8 protein-coding genes are annotated in these 10,880 nt (G+C 39.1%); 2 read left to right on the top strand and 6 right to left on the bottom strand.

The genetic code is table 11. The annotated features are described in order from the left end of the window. Positions 1 to 401: 401 nt before the first annotated feature. The 4 genes from ASC42_RS11065 to ASC42_RS11050 form a co-directional block, all read right to left on the bottom strand. Positions 402 to 590, bottom strand: coding sequence for a YgaP family membrane protein (locus ASC42_RS11065; protein ID WP_055441800.1), 189 nt, complete (start codon positions 588 to 590; stop codon positions 402 to 404). Between the two features lie 68 nt (positions 591 to 658). Continuing rightward, a complete protein-coding gene (locus ASC42_RS11060) occupies positions 659 to 1,264 on the bottom strand; it encodes a Crp/Fnr family transcriptional regulator (protein ID WP_280790535.1) in 606 nt (201 codons plus the stop codon). Between the two features lie 87 nt (positions 1,265 to 1,351). After that, a complete protein-coding gene (locus ASC42_RS11055) occupies positions 1,352 to 2,446 on the bottom strand; it encodes a KamA family radical SAM protein (RefSeq protein WP_055441806.1) in 1,095 nt (364 codons plus the stop codon). A 1-nt stretch (position 2,447) separates the two neighbouring features. Next, positions 2,448 to 2,774, bottom strand: coding sequence for an alpha-helical endospore appendage domain-containing protein (locus ASC42_RS11050; RefSeq protein ID WP_055441798.1), 327 nt, complete (start codon positions 2,772 to 2,774; stop codon positions 2,448 to 2,450). Positions 2,775 to 2,912: 138 nt separating this feature from the next. On the opposite strand from ASC42_RS11050, the gene ASC42_RS11045 reads away from it, so the two are divergent. After that, complete coding sequence (locus tag ASC42_RS11045) at positions 2,913 to 5,591, top strand: YheC/YheD family endospore coat-associated protein (protein WP_055441797.1); 2,679 nt, start codon at positions 2,913 to 2,915, stop codon at positions 5,589 to 5,591. Between the two features lie 27 nt (positions 5,592 to 5,618). Here the strand turns inward: ASC42_RS11045 and ASC42_RS11040 are convergent, their stop codons facing one another. Next, complete coding sequence (locus ASC42_RS11040; protein ID WP_055441796.1) at positions 5,619 to 7,061, bottom strand: protein adenylyltransferase SelO; 1,443 nt, start codon at positions 7,059 to 7,061, stop codon at positions 5,619 to 5,621. 285 nt (positions 7,062 to 7,346) lie between these two features. On the opposite strand from ASC42_RS11040, the gene ASC42_RS11035 reads away from it, so the two are divergent. Then, positions 7,347 to 10,484, top strand: coding sequence for a DUF3427 domain-containing protein (locus ASC42_RS11035; protein ID WP_055441795.1), 3,138 nt, complete (start codon positions 7,347 to 7,349; stop codon positions 10,482 to 10,484). On the opposite strand, the gene ASC42_RS11030 is transcribed toward ASC42_RS11035, so the two are convergent. Then, complete coding sequence (locus ASC42_RS11030) at positions 10,461 to 10,865, bottom strand: (deoxy)nucleoside triphosphate pyrophosphohydrolase (protein ID WP_055441794.1); 405 nt, start codon at positions 10,863 to 10,865, stop codon at positions 10,461 to 10,463. The two genes, ASC42_RS11035 and ASC42_RS11030, sit on opposite strands and share 24 nt — an antisense overlap. Between the last annotated feature and the right edge of the window lie 15 nt (positions 10,866 to 10,880).

Here is a 10,880-nt window from a genome sequence, read left to right as displayed (position 1 = left end):
TGAAGTTGAGCATGCAAAAACAAAAGTAAATACGCTTTTGTGGTTAATTTTTTCGTATATTTATCTTGTTTCATCTCTTCAATTCTTTGTGTAAATTTAACAGAATTGAGAGGAGTGACCCATTTACCAAATGAAGAAAATAGTGTATCCTTGTCCATAGGCTTCATCCTTTATATTGGATTTGGACAGGGACCACCTGTACCATCCATTATAAAGGATTTTTTTATGGACTTTTTTCAATTCGGAATTTTCAAATTAAATTAATGCAACGCTAGTGATCGTCAATATATAACAAACGAAATTTACCTTTAACAAAAATATTTTATGTTCTATTAATAAGCGAGCATCTATGGGCGGCTTTTTTCAGTTCAACGAAAAAATAGCCCAAGCATTTGCCTAGGCTATTTTTTCGTTGTGTTGATTCGAAACGGTACATAGAGCGGACAAAATCTTATAAATGCCGTAGCGATAAGAACGATTCCTAAAATGCCAACATATTTGATATTTCCTTCGAGGAAAAATAATCCTAATAACGCAATACCTAATATGAAACGAATCATGCGATCAACTGAACCAACATTGGCTTTCATTTTCTCTTCCTCCCCTCACCTTTCTATCTTTATCATAGAGGAAAAAAGCGAATCGCTCCGTGATAAAATCACATTGTCGCAAATTTGTCACATAGTCTCTCTTTGTCCACAATCTTTACTTTTCCACGCGCGAGTTGAACATATCCTTCTCGCTCGAGCTGTTTTAAAATGCGGCTGACAACTTCACGCGCTGTTCCAAGCTCGATCGCAATGTGCTCATGCGTCATCTCGATCATATTTGTTTTATTTTTCTTGCATCTGTCAAGCAAAAATTCAATGAGACGCTTATCCATTTTTTCAAATACGATATGCTCGATCATTTGCATCATCGCCATAAACCGATTCATCATCATATCATAAACAAACGTTTGTAGCTGTGTGTTTGTTGCCATCATCGTTGCAAACGTATCTTTTGGAACGATTATCGCTTCCGCATCTTCTTCCACAATTGCAGTCGCTGGAAAAGGTGAATGCGACAATACACTTGAAATGGTCAACACGCATGACTCTCCACGACAAACACGATATAAATTGACTTCTTTTCCGTTTTCTCCAATCTTTGCTACTCGGATGACGCCAGAAACGATGAATGCTACATGTTCACACATATCCCCCTCCCGAAAAACAACGGTTCCTTTCGGGAGCTTTACGTTTATGTATAAGTTATCGTACAAAAATGGAAACAATATTTCTCCCCTCTCCTTTCTTAATAATATTACAACGTATCAACCGCCCTTTCCATAAGAAAAGGGACGGTTTTTTTACTTAACATACTGATCACTTCCTGGTAAATCGTCAAACCATGTCGCATCATCTGGACAATCAAGAATAAAAAACTTTCCGTCATGTCCATACCGACTTTGATGGTATTTTAAATACGCCTTGTTATTCTCAATCGCCAATATTTCAATTTTTCCTGAAGCATGGCTCATGACAAGTTTTACTCGTTTTCCTAGTCCTGATGTTTTTGCCTTTGCTTCTTCAACAATGCGATACACCTCATGTAATGGAAGCACAAACGATTTATTTCCTGCCACAGGACGATTAACAAAAAAGTAATACGGTGTGACCCCCATCCATGACAGTTCATCTAAAAGATGCGCCAACACATCAGGATCATCGTTAATTCCTTTTAAAACAGGGGTTTGATTCACAATGATCGCTCCAGCATCATGCAATGCTTCAAATGCTTTTTTCGCCTCTTTTGTTAATTCCCGTGGATGGTCGACATGAGCCATCACATATATGCGTTTGTTAATAGTTGAAAATTTTCGGATCGTACGTAGCAGTTCTTCATCTTCATAAATTCGCATCGGATGAAATAGAGGCATCTTCGTGCCGATACGAATAATTTGAACGTGTTCAATGTTTCGGAGAGATTCAATAATAGTGGCAAGTTTTTTCGTAGAAAGTGCGAGTGGATCTCCTCCGGTAAGAAGTACGTTATTAATATGCGGCGTTTTTTCAATATAATCTATACCTTCACGAACATCGAGTAACGCCTCCTTCACATCATCGCGAAATAACCGTTTCCGAAAACAGTAACGACAATACGCTCCACATACTTCGGAAACGAGCAATAACGCTGTTGTTGCGTATTTATGTTGACAACCCGGTACAACATAGTTACTTTTCTCATCTGAAGCATCCCATGTTCCATATTCATCTAATTCTTCTGCCATCGGTATAACAATACGACGAATCGGATCATGCGGATCGGACCAGTCAATTAAACTTAAATAATAGTCATTTATCCGAAACACGTACGTTTGAGCAACTTTTTTTAGTGCCTCCTTTTCACCTTCCGAAAGTTGAGAAAGACGGTCGATGTTTGTTATATACTTTGGTTTATACATATCATCCTTCATCGTCATCCTCCTCTTCATATCCCATGACGTCTAACACATTTTCTTGCTTAAACTGCAACAACATTTCTTCTTTAATCACATTTCGTAATACACTATTAACACTACGGTTCACTTTTAATAAATCATCGATGACATGTTCCTTCATTTTTCGCCGTTGTAATGCCTCCAGAGCAAATTGAATTTTCTCTCCTTCTGCATTTAAAATGTGGGCTAAACTTAGCTCTTCTAAAGCGATTGACATAAGCAATAAATCAAACGCATCATCTCGGTCAACATGAATTTCCGGTTTAATATGTGGGACATTTGGAAAGCCCATCGCTTTCCCCTCCTTTTCTCGCACTTACTTTCATCGTATGACTCATATCTCTTTTTGTTTCAACAAATGACTTGCCTAAACAATAAAATGGCAACAAACATATGTTGTAAAGAAAACAACGAAATAGGAGTGAAAAAGATGATTGTAAAGTTAAAAAAACAATCGTACGTGCCTACAAATGTTTGTTATTTATCAAAACGAATATATGAGCAACTCAATTTACAGCCAACAACGATGTATCACATCGCATTTGGACAAACGAGCGAGCGAGCATATATTCATCCAACCGATGACGATGCATTTATTATTCATCATGCGCTTTTTCCTCATTGTTCGATAGAATACAAACTTCACATATGGAAAACAAATGGTACGTTGCACGTTGGCCCAATGGTAGGAGTGTTTTTAAACACTGCCTATATTGCTGACTTTTCCACCGACTATGTCGAACCGTTTATCCACAATCACGCAATCGCAAGCGAACACGCACATTGTTTAAGTTACTTTTTCAGCATTTTTGATATTGATTGGGAGAAACAAACGATTAACGGCTATGTATACGTGAACGGCCAATTCGAACGACGATCATTTCCTTTCCCTCACGTCATATACGACCGCGGCGCCTCATTTCAGCCAGAACAAAAGCCGCTCGTCCAACATATCCGTACAACTATGCGCAGTAATCCTAACATCAAATTGATTAATGAGCTTGATTATTTGGGAAAATGGGAAGTGTATGAACGTTTACGTAATGTCCCTACTATTCGTCACCATTTGCCAGAGACGGTCAAATATAAAACATTTACAGACGTGTTAACAATGATCGATCAACACAACTATGTGTTCGTCAAATCGTTTTATGGAAGCCGTGCGAGAGAAGTGATGTCAATTAGAAAAAAACGCGATACATTTGAAGTGATGTTCGTGCAAAACGACGAACTAATGATTGAACAAATGGGGATTGAACAGTTAAAAGAACATGTACAATCATTTACAAAGCATAAGCCTTTTCTTGTACAACAAGGCGTCTCGCTTATGACGTTTCAACAACGTCCATTCGATATTCGCATACTTATGTTAAAAAATGGGGAAGGGCGTTGGGAACCGATTTACGACCTTATTAACTTAGCAGAAGAACACTCATCTATTACAACCGTCCGCGACAATCACGAATATGATTTCAAAACGATTTACTCTTCACTTTGTGAAACGTATCGTTCCGTCCCATCCATTACACGTTTGCATACATTTGCTAAACATGTCTGTGAAGCCATTGAAAAAAAATTCGGATACTTTGCGGAAATTGGTTTAGATGTAGGAATCGATGAAGCAGGACATATATGGCTCATTGAAGCAAACTCAAAACCGGAGAAATATCCCGGGCCAAATTTGCCGTTGTATGCAAAACAACCTGCACGCTCTTTTTTAACAACGCTCGATTACGCCACATATATCACTATACCACATGAACAACAATCGTCTGCTACGCTAAAACGAGGAAACTACAGCCATATGACGCTACCAAAACATATGCACGCACAACTAGCCAATCCTGAACATACGCACGTAAAAATCGGCGCTTTTTCTTTTGTAGCGAAATGTGAAGCAAATGATTTCACCGATATCGTTGAACTGCCTGCACATGTGTTTGAACAGTTTGATGGGCTACTCGATATCGAAACAAATATAAAAATCAAAGGGAATACCGTACATCTCGGCCCTGTCATAGCGATGTTTATTAGCAACGGCCAAATTCGCAAATTGAAGCGGCAACAACCGAAATTTCGCCAAGTGGAATACGCATACGCGAATAAAAAAGCGAAAACGATTCTCTACTTTTTCTCTGTTCACGATGTTAACTTCATTCATCAAAAAATTTACGGAACATTTTTTCATGAACAAGAAAACATATGGAAACAGCGGGCATTCCCGCTCCCTGACGTATTATACGATCGCGGCGGTGGCGTTTTACAAAAACAAATAGTGCAATCAGACTACATTCGCCAACAGCTGCAAGCAATCAATGGCATAAAAAAAATAAATCCACAACATTATTTTGACAAATGGGAAACACATAAAAAGTTACAAAAGATTGGAGACATGCAACGATATTTACCAAAAGCTACACTTTATAAAGATATCAAAACCGTCCAACATATGTTTCATTCATGCGATACCCTTTATTTAAAAGATTGTCACGGCAGTAACGGACACGGTGTCGTTCGCATCGTAAAACAGAGCGAACAAAATTTTATATATAGCTACGTCAAAGATCGGCAGCTATATGAAGCGAACGTCACAAGCTGGGAAGCGCTTCACGAAGCGATTGCCTCTTTTTTTCATCATAAAAAGATCATCGTTCAACAAGCAATCGATGTCATCACATGGAACGAAAGAAATATCGATTTGCGCGCTACCGTACAACGAACGCCGGACGGCAAACTTGATATTACGTCATACCCTGTTCGCATTGGCGGTCATCGTTCCCCAATTACAAGTTCGCAAACAGGATCGGAAATTTACCGATTCGAATATTTTTTCAAAACATACTTTCACTATACGGACGAACAAATCGAAACATGGAAACGAAAGATAGACGAATTTTTACTTACGTGCTACAGAAGCATTGAGCGCATATACGGGACGTTTGGTGAAATCGGCATCGACTTTGCGATCGATAAACAAGGGAAACTATGGTTTATTGAATGTAATGCAAAACCTGGATACGATTGTATGTATAAGTCCTATGATCGCGAAACGATTGAACGAACGTTTTTCAATCCACTCGCATACGCGAAACATATCGCGGGATTTTAAAAAAGCTCAAGCGCCACTTGAGCTTTTTTACGTCCCACAAAACGTCCGATACGGTCGATCAGACGGTGCAGGGGGCTTGGCGTATTCTTCTTGCTCTTTCGTGTAGGCATAAGGGGCGGAAAGTGCATAAAGTAACCGTTCCATGACCGTATTGTCCCCATACTCGACCGCTGCCGCAAGCGCTTCTTCCACCCGATAGTTGCGCGGAATAATCGCAGGGTTGTGTTGCCGCATCCGTTCATACACTTTATCTTTCGTGATGTCTTGACGAGCGATTCTTTGTTGCCAACGTATATACCAGTCGAGCAATGCTTGTTCGCAAAAATGCCATTCATCTAGCGTCAGCGCGCGAAACGTATTCGTATAGTCGAGGCGATATGTGTACATCAAATGAAGAAGCTCCCCAATGAGTTTTTTATCTTCCTCTTCTTCCGTGCAAAGTCCGAGCTTTGCGCGCATCCCTTGTAGCCAATACGTTTCATACCATGCTGGGAATTGTTCAATAATTTCTTGCGCAAGTTCGATGGCTTTTTCTTCTTCTTCGTGTAAAAGCGGCAAAAGACTTTCTGCAAGGCGGGCGATGTTCCATCCAGCCATATACGGCTGATTGCCGTACGCATATCGTCCTTGCGTATCAATCGAACTAAACACCGTCTTCGGATCGTACACATCCATAAATGCGCACGGTCCGTAATCAATCGTCTCGCCGCTAATCGTCATATTATCTGTATTCATCACCCCATGAACAAATCCAACCAATTGCCAATTCGCCACAAGCGCCGCCTGCTTTTTCATCACTTCTTCAAGTAAAAAAACATAGCGGTTGGATGCATGTTCACCGTTCGGATAATGGCGCTTTATCGCATAATCGGCTAATTGTTGCAATTCCTCTTTCGATAAAAAACGAGCCGCATATTGAAACGTCCCGACACGCAAATGACTCGCTGCCACGCGCGTCAAAACCGCACCTGGAAGTTCTGTTTCTCGAATCACAACTTCCCCTGTTGTCACAACGGCTAAACTGCGCGTCGTTGGAATATGAAGCGCATGCATCGCCTCGCTAATGATATACTCACGGAGCATCGGCCCAAGCGCTGCCCGACCATCCCCACCGCGCGAATACGGCGTCCGCCCCGAACCTTTCAGCTGAATATCGACTCGCTCTCCACTTGGCGTCACATGCTCCCCAAGCAAAATAGCGCGCCCATCACCAAGCATATTAAAATATCCGAACTGATGCCCCGCATACGCCTGCGCCAAAGGCTCTGCTCCTTCAGGCACACGATTTCCAGCAAACACCGCCACCCCTTCTTCACTCGCTAACGCCTCTGCATGTAGCCCAAGCTCCTCGGCAAGCGAACGATTGAGCATGACAAGTTCCGGGTCACTAACAGGCGTTGGTTGAAGCCTCGCAAAAAACCGCTCGGATAAACGAGCATAACTATTGTCAAAATTCCAATTTGCGTCCAATGTGCCGCCTCCCTTATCAAACGTTCAAATTAACGTTTTGGTTGTATGTATTAGTATATCCTATTTTCCTTAATAGTGCTGTGTAGGTGGATTGTCGTGCGAATATCATTGCGCCTATTTTGTTTGCTTAATTTAACAATAAAAAATTGAAACCGAGGCATGTGACAAAACGAGAATGAAAAGAAGATATAGAATGTTCCACTGTCATCATGTCATTTCAGCGATGGAAATGCTACACATATCATGGTAAAATTTTATAAAAAATGTGTTAGGTGGTTTTATTTCATGGACAAAAGTTTTTTTGAGGAACTGCAACTTCTTACAAAACAATATCCTGATACAAGTGTTATACAACGTCTATCACCGAAAGACTACATTGAGGTTCTCGTTCTTCATTCCGCTAAACAGCTCGCTCACAAACTAAAAAGTTTGGCAAAAGAGAATCGTTTTGATGAAATTATGCAACTAACTCAGCACATTTCTACATTAGTATCAGACAAAGAAGATTCTTTTTCTTTGCCGCTCTCCATGATTACATACACGTATGGACAACGGGAAATACCGATTATAGAAGATTTTTTCTTGTCTCGATTGCATTTACTATATAACGACAAACATACAATGAAAAACTTTTTCAAAACATTAAAATATGAAATGCTCACAGCCGACTCTGTTGATTTTATGGTTAGCTTTATCCGTATGTCAGGGCTACAATTATTGATTCGTCCTTTACTTATGCTTGAAAAAGAACGTATTCCTGTACGTATTATTACATCAACCTATTTAGGTATTACAGAAGCAAAAGCGCTTGAAAAACTCATGCAATTTTCGAACGTACAGGTAAAAATGATTGATACACAACAACAATCTTTTCATACGAAAGCGTACATGTTTCATCGACGTTCAGGATTGAATACAGTAATCATTGGCTCGTCAAACATTTCACACTCAGCCCTCATGAACGGACATGAACTAAATGTAAAGCTACCAGATACAAGCTTTTTACCAATTTATGAGCATACAAAAGAAATTTTCGAGAAAATATGGAACCATACAGATGCTATTTCTCTTGATCACGCGTTTATCCAAAAATACGAACAACAAACAATAAGAAAAGAAAACAAACCTTTAGCTGCTGAGTCGAAAGGAGAATATATCGTTACATCAAGTGTGACACCAAATGATATGCAAAAAAAAGCATTAAAAAACCTTGAACAAACAAGAAAAAGTGGTAACACAAAAGGAGTCATTATCGCTGCTACTGGAACTGGGAAAACATATTTAGCAGCTTTTGACGTCAAAGCATATGATCCAAAAAAGCTTTTATTTATCGCTCATCGTGAAGAATTGTTAGATAAGGCAATTGAAACATTTAAACATGTGATAGGAAATGACCATCTATTTGGTAAAATAACAGGAACTGTGAAACAATTCGATAAACCGTATTTATTTAGTACCGTTCAATCGCTCTCTAAAGACGAAACGTTGCAACATTTTGAGCAACATGAATTTGACTATATCATTATCGATGAATTTCATCATGCCGAAGCACCTACATATCAAAAAGTTATTCGTTATTTTCAGCCGAAATTTTTGCTTGGCTTGACAGCAACACCGGAAAGAATGGACGGTAGAGATGTTTTAGCAATTTGTGACCATAACGTTGTATATGAAATCCGTTTAAGAGAGGCGCTAGACGCACAGTTGCTTGCACCATTTCACTACTTTGGTATTTCAGATCGTACGGTAGACTATAGTCAGATTCCATTAAAAAACGGCATGTTTGATGAAGCATTGCTTGTGAAAGCTTTAAAAACAAACGAACGAACAGATTTTATTATTGAAATGATTCGCACGTATGGTTATGACGGCGATCGTATCGTTGGGCTCGCTTTTTGTGTAAATATCGAGCATGCAAAATATATGAGCGAACAATTTAATAAACGCGGATATTGCACAACATATTTAACTGGTGAACATAGCGTGGAATATCGTGAACAGATCATAAAGAGACTAGAAAATCTGGACGATCCACTTGAACTCATTTTCACCGTTAACATTTTTAACGAAGGAATTGATATCCCAAGTTTAAATCTTTTATTATTTTTAAGACCTACCGAATCATCGACTGTATTTATTCAACAATTAGGGAGAGGACTAAGAAAAGTAGAAGGAAAAGAGTTTGTGACGGTTTTGGACTTTGTAGGAAATTATCAAAAATCGTTTATGATTCCGCTCGCTCTAGCTGGGCAACTGAACGACAAGGCGTTCGATAAAGATTCCCTCCGTGTTGCGATTACACACGAATTTGCCGATCTATCAGGTGGCGCATATGTCGATTTAGACCCAGTAACGCAAAGGGAAATTTTAGATCGCATTGACTCCATTAAAATGAACTCGACAGATATGTTAAAAATGCTATATCAACAATTTAAAAATGAGCTTGGGCGCTCACCAGAAATATTAGATTTTTTATATTACGAGCAATCGCCAAGCTTAACGTTTTTCATATATAAGTATCGTTCATGGGTCAAAACAAAAGAAAAAATGAATGATATAAACGAGCTTGACCAAATGATTTTACAGCACCCATTGATGTGTGAGTGCGTTGAACGGATAGAAAATCAACTTCCGATTAAGTGGCCTTACGACTTCGTTATTTTGCAATTAGCTTTATTACAAAAAGCTGTGTCTTGTGAAGATGTCATAAAACAACTTGCCAGAAAGTTTGCCGTAGATGTGCAGTTAGAAAAACATGAAAAGATGATTATGCAATCGATGGACCGCCTCGCATCGACATATAAAAAACAAAAATGGTCGTTTGGACAACGAAATGGTCACCAGTTCATCTTGAATAGCGACATTCTTACTCTAACAGAGAATACGCAGTTCTTCAATTACATCAAAGACCGTATCGACTATGGACTTATTGAATTTAGGAGAACGTATCGTCCTGAAAAGTTTTTAGCTAAAGGAGAAAAGCTTACTCTTTATCAAAACTATACGCGAAACGATTTAATTTTCTTATTTGAAGCAGGAGTAAAAGGAGGATCGTGGCGAGAAGGAGTAAGTAAAGTTAGAAATCATTATTTACTGTTCGTCAATTTAAATAAGTCAGAAAGAGTAGAAGAACATTTACATTACAAAGATTATTTTCTCGATCAAAAACATTTTCATTGGCAAAGCCAAACTCAAACGTCTCATAACTCTTCGGTCGGACAAAATTTTATTCGTCATAAAGAGCTTGGAATCCATATTCATCTATTTGTTCGAAAATTTGAGGAAATGCACGGAATGACATTGCCTTTTACTTATCTCGGTGAAGTCGATTATGTATCGAGCTACGGTGATAAACCAATGAGCATCACATGGCGTCTACATCATCCCGTGCCGGAAGATTTATATATTGACTTGATTCGCTAATAAAGCTTCTACAGTCGGAATATCAGCGGGTGCCCACTCGAGCGATTTTAAATCCCCGAGTGGGACCCATCTTAATTCAGCATGTTCTTTCGCCTTCGGTTCTCCCTCAATAATTGTTGCTCTATATGTGAGTAAATGGACAATGACTTGAGGATATTCATAATGCACTTCTTCAATTTTTTCATGTACTTCGATCGTACATCCTAATTCCTCATAAATTTCTCTTACTAACGTTTCTTCTTCTTTTTCTCCCTCTTCAATTTTCCCACCCGGAAATTCCCAAAAATTAGGAAGTGCCATCGCATTCGACCGAAGTGCACACAACACACGATTTTTATCATCCAATATAACTGCCCCTACGACACGAACCGTTTTTTTCATTAATGTTTCCCCTCT

The organism is Anoxybacillus suryakundensis, assembly GCF_001418025.1.
Lineage (GTDB): Bacteria > Bacillota > Bacilli > Bacillales > Anoxybacillaceae > Anoxybacillus > Anoxybacillus tengchongensis.
The sequence above is the reverse complement of the archived record's forward strand: the minus strand, read 5'-3'. Positions and strand labels throughout refer to the sequence as shown.